Here is a 14,850-nt window from a genome sequence, read left to right as displayed (position 1 = left end):
GTGCTCAGTCCGGTGACGCGGGCGTGGTGACGGCCTGCGCCTGGATGTCCTGGGTCTGGGGTGACTGGGGCGCGAGTGTGGTCTGGACCCCGCCGAAGAGGACGGCGGCGAGTGCCAAGGCTCCGAGAATACCCATGTTACGGCTCCTGGGTTGGTGGTGGATCGCATCGAAGAATCTCACCGTCCCTGGCGTGGATCGGTCGAGTCAATAATATAAGAATGCACTAATATTTTGAACCCATCTCGATGGAGGCTTGCCATGACCGACTCCGGGGGGACCAGGGATGGACGCCGGCGCGCCCGCCCGATCCTGATCTGGACGATCGTCGCGGTGCTGGTCGCGCTGCCGGCCGCCTGGCTGGGGGGGCGTGGACTGCTGAGTGGTCTCGGTGCCGATGCACGCTGGGCCGATCCCGATCCGCATTGCGATCTCGCCAGCCGCGACTGCACGCTGGCCCTTCCCGGCGGTGGCGAGGTCCGTCTGGCGGTAGCACCGCGCGACCCCATCCCACTGGTCACGCCCTTGCGGCTGCGGGTGGAGGTCGAGGGGCGCGAGGTCGGCGCGGTAGCGGTCGACTTCGTCGGCGTCGACATGGAGATGGGCTATAACCGCGCGCAACTCGACCCCATCGGCGCGTCGCGTTTCGCTGGCGAGGCCATGCTCCCGGTCTGTGCGCGCACCCTGATGCGCTGGGAGGCGCGGGTGCTGCTCGAGACCGCGGACGGCCTGCTCGTCGCCCCCTTCCGCTTCGAGACCCGGCGTTAGCCTTCAGCCGCCAGCCGCCAGCCGCCAGCCGCCAGCCGCCAGCCGCCAGCCGCCAGCCGCCAGCCGCCAGCCGCCAGCCGCCAGGATTCAACCGCAAAGCCGCGAAGCACGCAAAGTGAGTGACGTGTGATGTCGGCGTGAGGCCACAGGCGGCGCGGGTCCGCACCCACTGGCGGCTGATCGCTGACGGCTGGCGGCTTATTCCCCTTTGCCCCCTTCGCGCCTTTGCGGTTCCGCTCCTCTGATAGCTGGTAGCTGGTAGCTGCAAAAAGAACGCCGCCCGACCCCGAGGGATGCGAGCGGCGCAGGGAGAACTCGGGGGCCTGGTGGTGGCCAGGGTGGTGGCCAGGCCCGGTGCGGTCGCCACGTTCCTGTGGCGGTCGACCGCGGGTGGTCAGGTCGGGTTCAGCTGACCCATTCGTAGAGTTCGATCGCGGTCGGGTCGCAGCTGCAGCAGCCGCTGCAGGGGGTGCCGCCGGGCAGCTTGCGCACCCGGCCCTTGCGTTCGAGCAGCTCGAGCATGCCGCGCAGCGCCTCGGGGTCGGTATCGAACCGGTAGGAGAGGTCGCGCAGCGCGGCGCGCCCCTGGGTGCGCAGATGACTGGTGAGATCGGACATGATCATGGGTGTCCCTCCGTCGGTTCAGGCCGGGTCGCGCGCCGGGGTGGCGAGTGCCGGATCACGTCGCGACCACCAGCGCATCCCCAGCACGGTGGCGAGGAAGAGCGCGGTCATGATGCCGATCCAGATCGACGAGCTGACCGGGTCGCGGGCGAAGATGGCTGCCTGGTAGAAGATGGTCGCGCTCACATACCCCAGGCCGGTGGTCCAGAGGGCGGCGAACAGCGCCCAGCCGCCACTGGTCTCGCGGGCGATGGCGCCGATGGCGGCCACGCAGGGGAAATAGAGCAGGATGAACAGCAGATAGGCGAAGGCCCCGGCGGCGCCGTCGAAACGCTCGTGCATGGCGCCGAAGGTGGCGCTGGTGACCTCCTGCTCGGCAGCGGCCAGTTCGGGGTCGCTGACCTCGCCGATGCCGACGCCGAGCGGGTCGGACCAGGTGCCGAGCGCATCGCCCAGTGCCGCCGGGATGGTGGCGAGCGCCTCGGTGAGACCGGCGCCGAGGTCGTAGGGCGCGGCCTCCTCGTCGCTCGCCTCGGGGTCGGCGCCGAGCGCCGAGTAGGTGGCGTCCAGGGTGCCGACCACCGCTTCCTTGGCGAGCACGCCGGTGAAGATGCCGACGGTGGCCGGCCAGTTCTCGGCGTCGAGACCCATCGGCGAGAAGGCCGGAGCGATGGTGCGACCGATCTCGGCGAGCATCGAGCTGTCGCTGTCCTCGTTGCCGACGCTGCCGTCGGTGCCGAGGCTGTTGAGCACGTTGAGCACCAGCACCATCGGCACGATCACCTTGCCGGCGCGGAACATGAAACCGCTGGTGCGCTCCCAGGTGCGGCGCAGCACGCCGCCGAGGGTCGGCAGGTGATAGGGCGGCAGCTCCATCACGAAGGGCATCGCCTGGCCCTCGAGCAGGGTGCGCTTGAGCAGGAAGCCGGTGAGCACGGCGGCGAGGATGCCGATCAGATAGAGTCCGAAGACGACGTTCTGACCGCCGACCGGGAAGAAGGCGGCGGCGAACAGGGCATAGACCGGCAGCCGCGCGCCGCAGGACATGAAGGGTGCCATCAGTACGGTGAGGATGCGGTCGCGCGGCTGCTCCAGGGTGCGCGCGGCCATGATCGCCGGCACGTTGCAGCCGAAGCCGACGAGCAGCGGCACGAAGGACTTGCCGGGCAGTCCGATCGAGCGCATGAAGCGGTCCATGACGAAGGCCGCGCGGGCCATGTAGCCCGAGTCCTCCAGCACCGACATGAACAGATAGAGGAAGGCGATCACCGGGATGAAGGTGGCCACCACCTGGATACCGCCGCCGATGCCGTCGGCCAGCCCGAGGACCGCCCACTCCGGGGTGCCGAGACCGGCGAGCAGGTGCGCCACGCCGTCGACGAAGAGGGTGCCGGCGGCGATGTCGAAGAAGTCGATGAAGGCCCCGCCGATGTTGATGGTGAACATGAACATCAGGTACATCACCGCGAGGAAGATCGGGATGCCCAGGGCGCGGTTGAGGATCACCCGGTCGATGCGGTCGGAGAGGCTGCGCGGCATCTCGCCGCTCTGTGTCAGCGAGGCCTGGGTGACGGCGTGGGCGAAGCCGTAGCGGGCGTCGGCGATGAGGATGTCGATCTGCTCGGCGTCCTCGCCGAGCAGTGCGGCGACCTCGTGCGCGGGCACGGTGTCGCCGATCAGCTCGCGGGCGAGGTCATCGCCTTCGAGCAGACGGGTGGTCAACCAGCGCGCCGGATCGCCGTGCCTGCTGGCGATCGGCTCGATGCGCTCGTGCAACTGCTCGATCACGCGCTCGAGCGCCGGGGCGTAGTCGATCCGCGCCTGCGGGATCGGCGGGTGCTCGACGGCCTGTTGCAACGCCGCGCGCAGGGCGTTGAGCCCGTCGCCGGTGGTCGCCACGATCGGCACCACCGGACAGCCGAGGCGCTCGGCCAGTGCGGCGGCGTCGACCCGCAGCCCGCGCTCGGCGGCGACGTCCATCATGTTGAGCGCGACCACCATCGGTCGCTCCATCTCCAGCAGTTGGGTGGTGAGATAGAGGTTACGCTCGAGGCTGGCGACGTCGACGATGTTGAGGATCAGGTCGGCCTCGCGGGCGTGGACGAAGTCGCGGGCGATGCGCTCGTCGAGCGAGACCGCGCCCTCGCTGACATCCAGCGAGTAGGTGCCGGGCAGGTCGATGAGGGTGTAGTCGGCCCCCTCGAAACGGAAGTGACCGGTCTTGCGTTCGACCGTCACCCCGGGCCAGTTGCCGACGCGCTGACGCGAGCCGGTCAGCGCGTTGAACAGGGTGGTCTTGCCGCAGTTGGGATTGCCGATGACCCCGATGCTGTGCGTCGTTGATGTCGTCATGCCCGCTCGACCTCCAGGATGGCTGCCTCCTCGCGGCGCAGGGTCACGCGGGTGCCGCGCACCCGCACCTCCACGGGATCGCCCATCGGGGCCACCCGGACCACCTCCAGGGCGGCCCCCGGGGTCAGTCCCATCGACAGCAGCTTGCGGCGGTAGGCATCGGCGCCCGGGCGATAGCCGCGGACGGCCCCGTGGTCTCCGACGACGAGGTCTTTCAGGGTCGTGTTCATGGTGACGTCTTGAGCGGTTGCAGTGGAGTGCGGACGGCGTGAGGGGTCGAGGCTCAGGCGGTGGCGGCGTCGGTGACCAGGATCTTGGCGGCCATGCCGCCGCCGAGTGCGATCCGGGTCTCGCCGCGGGCGACGATCAAACCGCCGCCCTGGCGCTGGACGACACGCAGTTCGGCACCCTGGTTGAGCCCGAGCTCGGTGAGTCGGCGCACCAACTGGCGACCGCCCAGTAGGTTGCAGACCCGCACCAGGGTGTCGTTGTCGGCCATGGTGAGCGGATAGGAGGGGTGCGGGGACTGCTGCTGAAGGGGGAGCGAAGTCGGTGCCATGTGCATGCGGGTGCCGCCTCGTGCGTCAATAAGAATGATTCGCAGCATATTCCTCCGGCTGCTTTATTGCAAATCGTTCTCAATGACGGGGTTCGGACGGTCTCCGCGCCGATCAGCCGAGCAGCCGGGCGAGATAGAAGCCGGCGGCGCCGACCAGGGTGCACAGCACCACGCCCCACAGGGTGTCGACCAGCACCAGGCGTAGCGGCCAATCGGGCAGCGTGGCCATGTTGGTCAGCTCGTAGGTGATGTAGGTGAAGAAGCCGAAGCCGGCGGCCAGCAACAGGGTCCTGTCGAGCGAGCCCGCCTCCACGCCGGGGAGGATCGCCATCACCAGGATGCCGGCGACATAGATGAGATAGAAGGCGATGGCCGCCGGCCAGCGGGTGGTGTCGGCGAGCAGATGAGCGAGCTGAGCGCGGTAGAAGCCGCGCGCGACCACCCCCAGCCACAGCAGGTCGATGGCCATGAAGACCGTGAAGGTGAGCAGATAGAGCTTGATGACGAACCACGGACCCATGACGCGCTCCCGGGGTGATGATGGGCCTTCGTCGATGCCGGGAGGCAGCCCCCGGCCTCGGCCTCGATCAGTGTTCCGGCAGTGTCTGCAGGAAGTCGGTGAGGGTCGCGACGAAGGCCTGTGGCGACTCCTCGTGTGGCAGGTGGCCGCTGTCGGCGATGACTTCAAGCCGGGCGCCGGGGATGGCCGCGGCGATGCGCTCGCTCTCGGCGACCTTGACCGTCTGGTCGTGGGCGCCGGTGACCACGAGCGTGGGCGGCGTGACCCCGGCGAGTCGGGGTTCGAGCCCGAGCTTGCGGGTGGCGAGGAACAGCTCCCAGAAGGCGCGCGGCCAGGGGCCCTGCATCATGTCGGCGCGGAAGGCGGCGAGCACCTCGGGGTCGAGCCGCTCGGGGCGGTACCAGAAGGCGCGGATCGCCTTGTCGTAGAGCCGTGCGATCAGTCGGCCCATCAGCCAGGAGAAGAAGGGCGTGAGGGCGCGCATCAGCGGCTTGACGAAGCCGGGGATCTCGCTGGTGGCGTAACCGCTGAGGATCATCGCGTCGACCAGCGCCAGCGCCTCGACCCGCTCGGGGTGTTCGAGCGCGGTCATCAGCGCCAGGGTGCCGCCGGTGGAGTTGCCCACCAGCACCGCGCGCTCGAAGCCGAGCGCCGGGATCAGCGCAGCGATCAGCGCGCTCTGGTCGTGGGCACTGTAGCCGGGTTGGCCGTCGGCGCCGGGCAGCGGTTTGGAGCTGGCGCCGAAGGCGGGGCGGTCGAAGGCGACCACGGTGTAGCCGGCCTCGGCCAGCGGCGCCATCACCGCGCGCCAGGAGCGCAGGCTGAGGAAGCTGCCGTGCAACAGCAGCAACAGCCGGGGGCCGTCGCCGAGACGGCGGTAGTGGAGACGGAAGCCGTTGCAGTCGATGAACCGGGCGGTGTCGGCGGCCGGGTCGGTGGGGGCGATTGGATCCATGACGATGATGCTCTCGCTCTCGGGGTTGCGGGCGGCGCCGTGGCCGCTCGGGGGGTCAGGGGGCGGGCGCCGGGGTGCGGTCGAGATAGGCGCGCGCGGCGTCCGCGTCGAGCTGGATCTGGTGCTTGAGCGCCTCGAAGGAGGCGAAGCGCTGCTCGTCGCGCAGCTTGAGACAGAACTCGACCTCGACCTGACGCCCGTAGATGTCGGCGGCGAAGTCGAACAGATGGACCTCGAGCTGATGGGCGCGCCCGTCGACCGTGGGGCGGGTGCCGATGTTGGCGACCCCGGGGCGGGGCGCGGGGCCGAGTCCGTGCATCCGCACCGCGTAGACGCCGTGCAGCGGGCTGACCCGGCGGTGCAGGTCGATGTTGGCGGTGGGGAAGCCGATGGTGCGTCCGCGCTTGTCGCCGTGACCGACCCGTCCGGCGATTCGATAGGGCCGCCCGAGCAGGTGCTCGGCCTGCTCGAGATCGCCGCGGGCGAGCGCCTCGCGCACCCGGGTGCTGCTGATGCGCTCCTCGGCGTGGGTCACGGTATGGAGGTTCTCCAGGCTGAAGCCGTGTGCCGCGCCCATGCGCCGGAGCAGCGCGAAGTCGCCCGCGCGACCGTGACCGAAGCGGAAGTCGTCGCCGACGAGCAGGTGATTGACCCCCAGCCCCTCGATCAGCAGCTCGTGCACGAAGCGCTCGGCCGGCATCGCCGCGAGCCTGGGGCCGAAGCCGAGCACCATCACCCGCTCGATGCCGCAGTGGGCGATCGCCGCGAGCTTCTCGCGCAGCCGGGTGAGCCGCGCCGGCGCGGTCTCCGGCGCGAAGCACTCGAGCGGCTGCGGCTCGAAGGTGATCACGGTCGCCGGCAGCCCGAGCGCGCGCCCCTGTTCGAGCAGACGCTGGAAGATGCTGCGGTGTCCGAGGTGGACGCCGTCGAAGTTGCCGATGGTGGCGACACAGCCCCGGTCGCCGGGACGCAGGTTGTGAAGACCGCGGATAAGCCTCATGGCAGCAGTGCAGGGAACAATGGGCAAAGGTGCTGAGTATACGCGTCGTGGGGCGACGATGGGGCGTGAGAGGCTCAGCCGCCAGCCGCCAGCCGCCAGCCGCCAGCCGCCAGCCGCCAGCCGCCAGCGAGGGATCGAACCACAAAGGCGCCAAGGACGCCAAGGGGGTGAGACGTAGGCTGGGATGAGTGACCAAGCGAAGACCGCGCGCATCGGCATCCGGCCTGTCGGTTATAGCCGCCAGCGATCAGCCCCCAGCCCGCAGCCGCCGGAGGGGAAGGGTGACCGCCATGATCATCGATTGATCCTTCCTCTCCCTTCGCGTGCTTTGCGGCTTTGCGGTTCAATCCGCTGGCCGCTGGTGTCAGCGCCGTCGCTCGGGGGCGGCGAGGTGGCGCGGACGCACGCCGGCGAGGAGGACGAGGGCAGCGTAGAGGGTGGCGCCGGCGAGGATGGCGCCGCCGAGGTGCCAGGCCCGGTCCCAGGGGGCGAGCGCGCCCCAGTCGAGTGTGCCGAGCGCCCAGTGCAACATCCCGGCCATCGCCAGGCTGGCGCCGAGCACCGCGGCGCCGAGCGCGGGCCAGCCCGGGCGCGGGCGGTAACTGCCGTCGCGTCTCAGCGCGCGCAGCAGCAGCAGGGCGTTGAGCAGGGCCGCTAGGGTGGTGGCCAGCGCCAGTCCGGCGTGTCCGAGCGGCCCCATCAGCGCGAGGTCGAGCACCAGGTTGATCCCGAGGGCGATCAACGCGATCCGCACCGGGGTGCGGGTGTCGTGGCGGGCATAGCAGCCGGGGGCGAGCACCTTGATCGCGATGAAGGCGAGCAGGCCGAGTGCATAGGCGCTCAGCGCCCTGGCGGCGTGGGTGACATCGGTGTCGCCAAAGGCGCCGGACTGGAACAGGGTGGCGATCAGCCCCTCGGCGAGCACCGCGAGCCCCACCGCCGCCGGCAGTCCGAGCAGCAGCGTCCAGCGCAGTCCCCAGTCGAGGGTGGCGGAGAAGCGTCGTGCGCTTGCCGCGCCGCTGCCACGGGTGAGTCGGGGCAGGATGACCACCCCGAGCGCGGCGGCGAGCAGCCCGAGCGGGAACTCCATCAGCCGTTCGGCGTAATAGAGCCAGGAGATGCTGCCCGGGGTGAGGAAGGAGGCGAGCAGGGTGTCGAGCAGCAGGCTGAGCTGGACCACCGAGACGCCGAGCAGCGCCGGTCCCAGGCGGCGCAGGATGCGCCGCACCACCGGCGAGTCGAGGGCGAGGCGCGGGCGTGGCAGCAGGCCGAGCCGGGCGAGCGCCGGGAGCTGCAGCGCGAGCTGTGCGGTGCCGCCGAGCAAGACCCCCCAGGCCAGCGCGAGCACCGGACGCTCGAGTCGGGGGGCGAGCAACAGCGCCGCGCCGATCAGCGCCAGGTTGAGCAGCACCGGGGTGAAGGCGGGTACGGCGAAGCGCTCGTGACAGTTGAGCACCGCACCGGCCAGCGCGGTGAGGCTGATCAGCAGCACATAGGGCAGGGTCAGGCGCAGCAGCTCGGCGGCGAGGGCGAGCTGGTCGGTGTCCGCGCCGAAGCCGGGGGCGAAGAGCAGGATCAACAGCGGCGCGACGAGGGTACCGAGCGCGGTGAAGAGCACCAGCAGCAGCCCCAGGGTGCCGGCGAGTTCGTCGACGAGTCGTGTCAGGCCGGCGCGCCCGCCGTGGCGACGGCGTTCCTCCAGTGCCGGTACCAGGGCTGCGGCGAAGGCGCCCTCGGCGAACAGCCGGCGGAGGAAGTTGGGGATCTTGAAGGCGACGAAGAAGGCATCGGTGGTGGCGTCGGCGCCGAAGGCACGGGCGATCACCAGATCGCGGACGAAGCCGAGGATGCGCGAGAGCAGGGTGTTGCCGCCGACCACGAGTGCTGAACCGGAGAGCGATGACACCTGGCGGGACTCCTCGTGAAATCGCACATTATAATGGCGCAAGAAGCATTTAGCGCATCAAGGTCCTTGACAATGGACAGAGATGGCGGAAGAATGCTCGGTCTTTATCCGCTCTTAAGATCAATTCGCCGGATTTCCAGGAGACCCCCGTTGGCCAACTCAGCACAAGCCCGCAAGCGCGCCCGTCAGGCCGAAACCCGCCGCCAGAGCAACATGGCGCAGCGCAGCACGTTGCGCACCTTCGTCAAGAAGGTGATCAAGGCCATCAAGGCGGGCGACAAGGAAGCAGCCGTCCAGGCCTTCCAAGACGCCGCTCCCCGTATCGATCGTGCCGCCCGCAAGGGTCTGATCCACGCCAACAAGGCCGCTCGTCACAAGAGCCGCCTGAACGCACACATCAAGGCGATGGGCTGATCCGTCGAAGCAACCGCTTCCGGCACCGAAAAAACCGGCCACTGGCCGGTTTTTTTGTGTCCGCGTCCCGGCGCTCCGGCGCCCGCTCCGGGCGCGCAGTCCGGACCTCGGGCGTACCCCATCAGGCCCGCTCGCCGGTCGGGCGCCGATAGGCAAGCGCCAGCAGCAAGGCCCCGGCGAGGATCATCGGCAGGGTGAGCAGCTGGCCCATGGTCAACCAGCCGAAGGCGAGATAGCCGAGATGGGCGTCTGGCAGGCGCACGAACTCGACACTGAAGCGCGCCGCCCCGTAGCCGACCAGGAACAGCCCGGAGACGGCCATGGTCGGGCGCGGCCGGCTGGAGAACAGCCACAGCACGACGAACAGCACCAGCCCCTCGAGCAGCGCCTCGTAGAGTTGCGAGGCGTGCACCGCCGGGCTCAACAGCGTGGTGGCCGGCTGGTCGAGACACTGGCGGGGAAACTGCTCGCAGGGCAGCTGAAACCCCCAGGGCAGATTGGTGCGGTGTCCCCAGAGTTCGCCGTTGATGAAGTTGCCGATCCGCCCGGCGAGCAGACCCAGCGGCACCAGCGGGGCGAGGAAGTCGGTGGCCTGGAAGAAGGTCAGGCCCTGGCGGCGCGCGAACAGCGCGGTGGCGATCAGCACCCCGAGCAGCCCGCCGTGGAAGGACATGCCGCCCTCCCAGACCCGGAGCAGGGCCAGCGGGTCGGCGGCTACCTGGTCGAGCCCGTAGAACAGCATGTAGCCGAGCCGCCCGCCGAGGATCACTCCGATCACCCCGTAGAAGATCAGGTCGTCGACCATGACCCCGCTCCAGCCGCTGCCGGGACGGGCGGCACGCCAGCGTCCCAGCCCCCAGGCGGCGGCGAAGCCGAGCAGGTACATCAGGCCGTACCAGTGGATCTGGAGCGGGCCGAGGGCGAGGGCGACGGGATCGATGTCGGGGTAGGTCAGCATGAGGGCGATGGTCTCACTCGGGGATGGCGGTTGGATGAATGCTCAGCGGCGCTGCTGACGGCGCGACTTGTCGGGGTTGCGCAGCAGCACGTAGAGCGCGCCGGTACCGCCGTCGCGTCGCGTCGCCGAGCAGAAGGCGAGGACCTGATCGTAGAGCCGCAGCCAGTAGTTGAGCTTCTGCTTGAGCACCGGCTGGTTGCCCGATGAACGGTAGCCCTTGCCGTGGATGATGCGCGCGCAACGGATCCGGCGATGTCCGCACTCGGCGAGGAAGTCGCCGAGCAGCGCCTTGGCGTAGGTGGCGTTGAGGCCGTGCAGGTCGACCTCGAGCCCGACCTCGATGGCGCCGCGCTGCAGCTCGCCGAGCACCCTGCGCTGGATTCCGGGGCGCGAGAACAGCAGGTACTCCGGGGTCTCGAGATTGACCTCGGAGAGTCCCGCGATGGGTTCCGGATCATCGAGCTCGGGTTCGCGCGGGCGCGGCACGGGCGGCGGTCGGCGCCGCTCGCTCGGTGGTGGCGTCTCGACCTCCAGCCGGGTGACCTCGCCGACCGTTTGCAGGAACAGCTCCACATCGGCTTGCTCGATCTGTCTCTTCATGCGGGGGTCCGGGCTGTGGGTTGTCCTGGGCATTGAATGAGGATGGCCGTGGCCAGGCGCGGGGCAGTATATCAGGGGCGCGCGCCGGGGCACGGGTGTCGGCGCCGCGCCTTTTGCGTATGATCTGCGCTCATCCTGCCGCTCTGTCACCCGGTCCCTGTCCGCGTCTCCGGGGGCGTCGGCGCCGACGCTGGCGTGCCCCGTCAGCCTGTCCGCATCCATCTCAGTAATCGACAGACAACCAACGCATGAAGATCCTGGTCAGCAACGACGATGGTTATCAGTCACCCGGACTGGTGGCATTGGCCGAGGGGCTGCGCGCGCTCGGCACCGTGCACGTGGTGGCGCCCGAACGCGATCGCAGCGGCGCCAGCAATTCGCTGACGCTCGACGTCCCGCTGCGCGTCAGGCGCCGGCCCAACGGCTACATGAGTGTCGACGGCACGCCGACCGACTGCGTGCATCTGGCGCTCACCGGGCTGCCCGAGATCGAGCCCGATATCGTGGTTGCCGGGATCAATCACGGCCCCAACCTGGGTGACGACGTGATCTACTCCGGCACCGTCGCCGCCGCGACCGAGGGACGCTTCCTCGGGCTGCCGGCGATCGCGGTGTCGAGCGCGGTGCATGCGCCGCGTCATCTCGACAGCGCCGCGCGGGTCGCCGTCGAGCTGGTGTCGCGACTGCGCGAGCGGCCGCTCGAACCGAACCTGATCCTCAACGTCAATGTGCCGGATCTGCCCTATGAGTCGCTCGCCGGCTTTCGCGCGACGCGTCTGGGGCAGCGTCACAAGGCCGAGCCGGTGGTCGCCGCGCAGGATCCGCGCGGACGGACCATCTACTGGGTGGGGCCGGCCGGCCCGGAGCAGGACGCGGGCGTCGGCACCGATTTCCATGCCGTGCGCAATGGCTTCGTCTCGATCACGCCGCTGCAGGTCGACCTGACCCGACACAGTGCGCTCGAGACCCTTGATCGATGGCTGGACGGCGAACGCCGTTGAGCGTCTGTCGCCCCACCCCTTGTCTATCGCGCGTCGACACCCATTGAAGGATGACTGGAGGCGACACTGTGGTGACTTGTCCCCGAGGAATGGCCCCCGACCGTACCCCGAGCAGGCGCTCCGGGATCGGGTGGCTGGTGCTGCTGGCGCTGGTCTCGGCGCTCGGGCTCGGTGGTTGTGGCTCGACCGGGCCGGCGCCGGTCTATGACTGGGACTGGCAGGGTCCGGTTCCCGACGGCTTCTATCTGGTGCGCCCCGGCGACACCCTCGGCGAGATCGCCGCGCGACGCGGCCAGCGGCTGCGCGCCCTAGCCGAGTGGAACCGACTCGAGGCGCCTTACACCATCTATGCCGGGACCCTGTTGCGGATCGACCCCCCGACCGGTGCACGGGCCCGTTCCGGTCCTCCGGCACGCGCCGTGACGCAGCACGCCGGCGCCGACAAGGCGACGACACCGCCCCGTCGGCCGTCGTCGTCCAGGCCGGTGGTCGCGCGCGTCGACACCAGCCCGGCGGGCGCGCCGGGGAGTCGTCGGGCCGCTTCCGGGGTGGACTGGGAGTGGCCGATCGACGGTCCCGTGGTGCAGGACTTCCGCAACGCCGACCGCACCCGCCAGGGGATCCGCATCGGTGGTCGCGTGGGTCTGCAGGTGCGTGCCGCGGCACCCGGCAAGGTGGTCTACAGCGGTAGTGGACTCAAGGGATACGGCAACCTTATCATCGTCAAGCACAGCGAGAAGTATCTGAGCGCGTACGGATTCAACCGCAAGCTGTTCGTCAAGGAAGGGGCGCAGGTCAAGCGCGGCCAGCCCCTGGCCGAGATCGGACAGTCCCCGGATGGCGCCTATCTGTTGCATTTCGAGATTCGCCGCCACGGCACGGCTGTCGATCCGGTACTCTACTTGCCCGTGCGTAAACAACCCCGTTGATTCAACGGAGGGAGAGGTGGATGCCAACCGCCAAAGGTCGACAGGCCCACGACAACCCCAGCGCGACCGAGGACGATGTCCCGGTCTCGGGCTATGAGCGTGACGACGAGGATGGTCAGGAAGAGGGTCGCGACTCTGACACTGTCGATCAGAGCGACGCTGAAAACGATGGTGACAGCGACGGGGCGGGCGAACGGGCGCGCAGTGCGACGACCGCCCGCCTGCCATCGAGTGACGCCGACTTCGACGCCACCCGGCTCTATCTGAACGAGATCGGCGGCTCGAAGCTGCTCACCGCCGAGGAAGAGGTGCACTACGCGCGCCTGGCGCAGGCCGGAGACAATGCCGCGCGTCAGCGGATGATCGTGAGCAACCTGCGGCTGGTGGTGAAGATCGCCCGGCGCTATCTCAATCGCGGTCTGCCGCTGCTCGACCTCATCGAGGAGGGCAACCTCGGGTTGATCCGCGCGGTCGAGAAGTTCGACCCCGAGCGTGGCTTTCGCTTCTCGACCTACGCGACCTGGTGGATCCGTCAGACCATCGAGCGGGCGATCATGAATCAAACCCGCACCGTGCGCCTGCCGATTCATGTGGTCAAGGAGATCAACGTCTATCTCAAGGCCGCACGCCAGCTCGCCCAGCAGCTCGATCACGAGCCGACCACCGAGGACATCGCCGAGCTGCTCGATCGTCCGATCACCGAGGTCAAGCGCATGCTCGGGCTCAACGAGCGCATCGCCTCGGTCGATACCCCCTTCAGCAAGGATGCCGACAAACCGCTCGTCGACATGCTCCAGGACGAGGGCGCCGACGACCCCACCGAACGCATCCAGGACACCGATATCCAGACCAATCTGGAGCACTGGCTGGGCAAGCTCAACGACAAGCAGCGCGAGGTCGTCGAGCGCCGTTTCGGGCTGCACGGCTATGAGCACTCGACCCTGGAGAGCGTCGCCCAGGAGCTCGGTGTGACCCGCGAGCGGGTGCGTCAGATCCAGATGGACGCGTTGCGCCGGCTGCGTGACATCCTCGAGAAGGAAGGGTTCTCGGTCGACGCGTTTTTCAAATAGTGTTCCTCGTGCATTGAGCACTTTTCGTGACGGTTGCGACATGCCCTGCGTCTTGTCGCATGCCTTTGTGTTTGCTGCACCGATGTGGAATATTGGGCCTTGGCGCTGCGTGGCCACTGCGTGAACGGACGATCTTCGTTGTCGCCGCGTCGTTGATTCGTGTTGCTCCCGCTCCAGTTTCTCCCGGTGTCGTCGTCATGGAACAGTGTCCGCAGTGTGGAAGCTACAACACCCGCAAGTCGCGCTTGCAGTCCGGTGGGCGGAGGGCACGCCCCTGGTTTCGATCCTGGTTTCGCTGCTGTGACTGTGGTGCGCGCTTCCTGAGTACCGACTACCTGCTCATCCAGCAGTGGGCGATGGCTGGCATCGCCCTGGCGGTGATCGGGGGCGCGGGGGTGTGGGCGGCGCTGCGCCAGCCCGATGGCGGCGCGGTCGAACGTGAGCGCCCCGCGTCGGAGGACCCGGTGCTGGCCGTCCTGGCGCCCGAGCCCTATGGTTTTTCGCTTCCCTACGCCAATCCCGAACTGCTGGCAGCGGCCGAGTCCGGCGATGCCGAGGCGCAGTACCAGCTGGGGTTGGCGATCGTGCAGCGGCACTGGGAGCGTGGCGAGCAGCGTCGTCTCGGCGAGGCCGCCGAGTGGGTCGCCAAGGCCGCCGAACAGGGGCACGTGCGCGCCCAGTTGGTGATGGGCGGACTCTACGAGAAGGGACGCGGGGTGATCCAGGACTACGAGTTGGCGCTCGCCTGGTATCGGCGCGCCGCCGCCCAGGGTAATCCCCAGGCGATGGCGCGACTGGGGCGGATGCTGCGTACCGGTCGTGGTGTCGAGAAGAACCTGGTCGAGGCCTATGTCTGGCTGAATCTCGCCTCGGCGCGCGGCGATCCCCATGCCGAGATCGATCGTGACCGGCTGCGCCGCATGCTCTCGACCGAGGAGGTCAATCGCGCCCAGGATCGTTCGCGCCATATCGATCGCGACCTGCCACACCCCACCGGCCCCGTCCAGCCACTGCCGCTCGGCTTCTAGTCCTCGGCGCCATCGCTTGCGCCCTTGCCGACGAGCGGTGCTCCCCGATCCGTCGCGCCGCCCTTGTGCGCATGCCGGGATGGACGCAACTTCTCCGTGTGTGATCCCGCTCCCGCCCGGTTCGCGGCGGCAGTCTTGCAACCGCGCTCGCCGCTGCCAGCGCTTGGA

17 protein-coding genes are annotated in these 14,850 nt (G+C 69.0%); 6 read left to right on the top strand and 11 right to left on the bottom strand.

What is annotated here, in order from left to right; translation table 11 throughout:
* Positions 1 to 4: 4 nt before the first annotated feature.
* Complete coding sequence (locus tag EBL85_RS17540) at positions 5 to 136, bottom strand: hypothetical protein (RefSeq protein WP_255419368.1); 132 nt, start codon at positions 134 to 136, stop codon at positions 5 to 7.
* A 123-nt stretch (positions 137 to 259) separates the two neighbouring features.
* Between EBL85_RS17540 and EBL85_RS03965 the strand changes: the two genes are divergently transcribed.
* Positions 260 to 766: a hypothetical protein gene (locus EBL85_RS03965; protein ID WP_223806056.1), complete on the top strand. Its 507-nt coding sequence runs from the start codon at positions 260 to 262 to the stop codon at positions 764 to 766.
* Between the two features lie 405 nt (positions 767 to 1,171).
* On the opposite strand, the gene EBL85_RS03955 is transcribed toward EBL85_RS03965, so the two are convergent.
* The 8 genes from EBL85_RS03955 to murJ all read right to left on the bottom strand — a co-directional run bounded on the left by EBL85_RS03955 (position 1,172) and on the right by murJ (position 8,682).
* The gene (locus EBL85_RS03955; protein WP_123142225.1) at positions 1,172 to 1,390 is read right to left on the bottom strand and encodes a FeoC-like transcriptional regulator; all 219 of its coding nucleotides are present in this window, start codon (positions 1,388 to 1,390) and stop codon (positions 1,172 to 1,174) included.
* A gap of 18 nt (positions 1,391 to 1,408) precedes the next feature.
* A complete protein-coding gene (gene feoB / locus EBL85_RS03950) occupies positions 1,409 to 3,742 on the bottom strand; it encodes a Fe(2+) transporter permease subunit FeoB (RefSeq protein ID WP_123140085.1) in 2,334 nt (777 codons plus the stop codon).
* Positions 3,739 to 3,972 (bottom strand): FeoA family protein, encoded by a 234-nt coding sequence (locus EBL85_RS03945; protein ID WP_005222635.1) that lies wholly within the window; start codon positions 3,970 to 3,972, stop codon positions 3,739 to 3,741. The genes feoB and EBL85_RS03945 overlap by 4 nt, the downstream gene beginning before the upstream one ends.
* Before the next feature lie 53 nt (positions 3,973 to 4,025).
* Positions 4,026 to 4,307 carry a FeoA family protein gene (locus tag EBL85_RS03940; RefSeq protein ID WP_123140086.1) on the bottom strand — a complete coding sequence of 94 codons (282 nt, stop codon included), beginning with the start codon at positions 4,305 to 4,307 and terminating at the stop codon, positions 4,026 to 4,028.
* A 106-nt stretch (positions 4,308 to 4,413) separates the two neighbouring features.
* A complete protein-coding gene (locus tag EBL85_RS03935; protein ID WP_123142224.1) occupies positions 4,414 to 4,821 on the bottom strand; it encodes a DUF2177 family protein in 408 nt (135 codons plus the stop codon).
* A 67-nt stretch (positions 4,822 to 4,888) separates the two neighbouring features.
* Positions 4,889 to 5,776: an alpha/beta fold hydrolase gene (locus EBL85_RS03930; RefSeq protein WP_123140088.1), complete on the bottom strand. Its 888-nt coding sequence runs from the start codon at positions 5,774 to 5,776 to the stop codon at positions 4,889 to 4,891.
* A 55-nt stretch (positions 5,777 to 5,831) separates the two neighbouring features.
* On the bottom strand, positions 5,832 to 6,776 hold the full coding sequence (ribF, locus tag EBL85_RS03925) for a bifunctional riboflavin kinase/FAD synthetase (RefSeq protein ID WP_123142223.1): 945 nt from the start codon (positions 6,774 to 6,776) through the stop codon (positions 5,832 to 5,834).
* Between the two features lie 364 nt (positions 6,777 to 7,140).
* Positions 7,141 to 8,682, bottom strand: coding sequence for a murein biosynthesis integral membrane protein MurJ (gene murJ / locus EBL85_RS03920; RefSeq protein WP_123142222.1), 1,542 nt, complete (start codon positions 8,680 to 8,682; stop codon positions 7,141 to 7,143).
* Between the two features lie 150 nt (positions 8,683 to 8,832).
* Between murJ and rpsT the strand changes: the two genes are divergently transcribed.
* Positions 8,833 to 9,096 carry a 30S ribosomal protein S20 gene (gene rpsT / locus EBL85_RS03915; protein ID WP_123140091.1) on the top strand — a complete coding sequence of 88 codons (264 nt, stop codon included), beginning with the start codon at positions 8,833 to 8,835 and terminating at the stop codon, positions 9,094 to 9,096.
* 121 nt (positions 9,097 to 9,217) lie between these two features.
* Here rpsT and lgt read toward each other — a convergent pair whose 3' ends face one another.
* Positions 9,218 to 10,054, bottom strand: coding sequence for a prolipoprotein diacylglyceryl transferase (lgt, locus tag EBL85_RS03910; RefSeq protein ID WP_123142221.1), 837 nt, complete (start codon positions 10,052 to 10,054; stop codon positions 9,218 to 9,220).
* A 42-nt stretch (positions 10,055 to 10,096) separates the two neighbouring features.
* Positions 10,097 to 10,654 carry a Smr/MutS family protein gene (locus EBL85_RS03905; protein WP_123140093.1) on the bottom strand — a complete coding sequence of 186 codons (558 nt, stop codon included), beginning with the start codon at positions 10,652 to 10,654 and terminating at the stop codon, positions 10,097 to 10,099.
* Positions 10,655 to 10,902: 248 nt separating this feature from the next.
* Between EBL85_RS03905 and surE the strand changes: the two genes are divergently transcribed.
* The 4 genes from surE to EBL85_RS03885 all read left to right on the top strand — a co-directional run bounded on the left by surE (position 10,903) and on the right by EBL85_RS03885 (position 14,682).
* On the top strand, positions 10,903 to 11,655 hold the full coding sequence (gene surE / locus EBL85_RS03900) for a 5'/3'-nucleotidase SurE (protein ID WP_123140094.1): 753 nt from the start codon (positions 10,903 to 10,905) through the stop codon (positions 11,653 to 11,655).
* A gap of 71 nt (positions 11,656 to 11,726) precedes the next feature.
* A complete protein-coding gene (locus EBL85_RS03895; protein WP_223806055.1) occupies positions 11,727 to 12,584 on the top strand; it encodes a peptidoglycan DD-metalloendopeptidase family protein in 858 nt (285 codons plus the stop codon).
* A gap of 20 nt (positions 12,585 to 12,604) precedes the next feature.
* Positions 12,605 to 13,654, top strand: coding sequence for an RNA polymerase sigma factor RpoS (rpoS, locus tag EBL85_RS03890; protein WP_123142219.1), 1,050 nt, complete (start codon positions 12,605 to 12,607; stop codon positions 13,652 to 13,654).
* Between the two features lie 197 nt (positions 13,655 to 13,851).
* Positions 13,852 to 14,682, top strand: a complete 831-nt coding sequence (locus EBL85_RS03885; protein ID WP_165913453.1) for an SEL1-like repeat protein — start codon at positions 13,852 to 13,854, stop codon at positions 14,680 to 14,682.
* Positions 14,683 to 14,850: the final 168 nt, after the last annotated feature.

Source organism: Marichromatium sp. AB32 (assembly GCF_003718675.1).
Lineage (GTDB): Bacteria > Pseudomonadota > Gammaproteobacteria > Chromatiales > Chromatiaceae > Marichromatium > Marichromatium gracile.
The sequence above is the reverse complement of the archived record's forward strand: the minus strand, read 5'-3'. Positions and strand labels throughout refer to the sequence as shown.

Bases quoted from the DNA above. Each gene is read 5' to 3' on its own strand.
- EBL85_RS03885 (WP_165913453.1), top strand. From the start codon at position 13,852: ATGGAACAGTGTCCGCAGTGTGGAAGCTACAACACCCGCAAGTCGCGC.
- EBL85_RS03965 (WP_223806056.1), top strand. From the start codon at position 260: ATGACCGACTCCGGGGGGACCAGGGATGGACGCCGGCGCGCCCGCCCG.
- rpoS (WP_123142219.1), top strand. From the start codon at position 12,605: ATGCCAACCGCCAAAGGTCGACAGGCCCACGACAACCCCAGCGCGACC.
- EBL85_RS03955 (WP_123142225.1), bottom strand. From the start codon at position 1,390: ATGATCATGTCCGATCTCACCAGTCATCTGCGCACCCAGGGGCGCGCC.
- EBL85_RS03945 (WP_005222635.1), bottom strand. From the start codon at position 3,972: ATGAACACGACCCTGAAAGACCTCGTCGTCGGAGACCACGGGGCCGTC.
- EBL85_RS17540 (WP_255419368.1), bottom strand. From the start codon at position 136: ATGGGTATTCTCGGAGCCTTGGCACTCGCCGCCGTCCTCTTCGGCGGG.
- EBL85_RS03930 (WP_123140088.1), bottom strand. From the start codon at position 5,776: ATGGATCCAATCGCCCCCACCGACCCGGCCGCCGACACCGCCCGGTTC.
- ribF (WP_123142223.1), bottom strand. From the start codon at position 6,776: ATGAGGCTTATCCGCGGTCTTCACAACCTGCGTCCCGGCGACCGGGGC.
- EBL85_RS03905 (WP_123140093.1), bottom strand. From the start codon at position 10,654: ATGAAGAGACAGATCGAGCAAGCCGATGTGGAGCTGTTCCTGCAAACG.
- feoB (WP_123140085.1), bottom strand. From the start codon at position 3,742: ATGACGACATCAACGACGCACAGCATCGGGGTCATCGGCAATCCCAAC.
- EBL85_RS03940 (WP_123140086.1), bottom strand. From the start codon at position 4,307: ATGCACATGGCACCGACTTCGCTCCCCCTTCAGCAGCAGTCCCCGCAC.
- surE (WP_123140094.1), top strand. From the start codon at position 10,903: ATGAAGATCCTGGTCAGCAACGACGATGGTTATCAGTCACCCGGACTG.
- lgt (WP_123142221.1), bottom strand. From the start codon at position 10,054: ATGCTGACCTACCCCGACATCGATCCCGTCGCCCTCGCCCTCGGCCCG.
- EBL85_RS03935 (WP_123142224.1), bottom strand. From the start codon at position 4,821: ATGGGTCCGTGGTTCGTCATCAAGCTCTATCTGCTCACCTTCACGGTC.